At 40.6% G+C, this 342-nt stretch carries 1 protein-coding gene; it reads right to left on the bottom strand.

Annotated elements, in window-relative coordinates; all coding sequences use genetic code 11:
• Window positions 1–152 precede the first annotated feature (152 nt).
• A partial coding sequence (locus tag FE296_RS00195; RefSeq protein WP_317889394.1) for an aspartyl-phosphate phosphatase Spo0E family protein occupies window positions 153–342 on the bottom strand: 190 nt, incomplete at its 5' end.

Below are 342 nucleotides of genomic sequence, written 5' to 3'. Positions count from 1 at the left end.
CCGCAATACGCACATGTCTGCATGATCTGGACTCCTTCCTCGCATTTTAATTTAAAATTTATTTACATGACGGCATCCCGTTTTTGAGCTTGATCTGTTAAAATAAAGGGGCGAGTGAACCCGGCAAAAGTTTCTCGCCCAGAGTCGATTGGTCATACAATCGGCTTTTTTATTTGCTCTCCTGCTCTATTATATTGATTAATTAATTCATCCAATATCATAGATTGTTTGATTACAGCAGGATGCTGAAACTCCCCGTATTTTTCTGCCAGGACGTGAAGGCGATTCCTGGCACGCTCAATACGTAATTGCATGAGCATGCTTCTTTTCATCATATAATCC

The organism is Paenibacillus sp. UASWS1643, assembly GCF_008693195.1.
Classification (GTDB): Bacteria; Bacillota; Bacilli; order Paenibacillales; family Paenibacillaceae; genus Paenibacillus; species Paenibacillus amylolyticus_B.
Note: the sequence above shows the minus strand (reverse complement) of the source record. Positions and strands in the feature narration are given on the sequence as shown.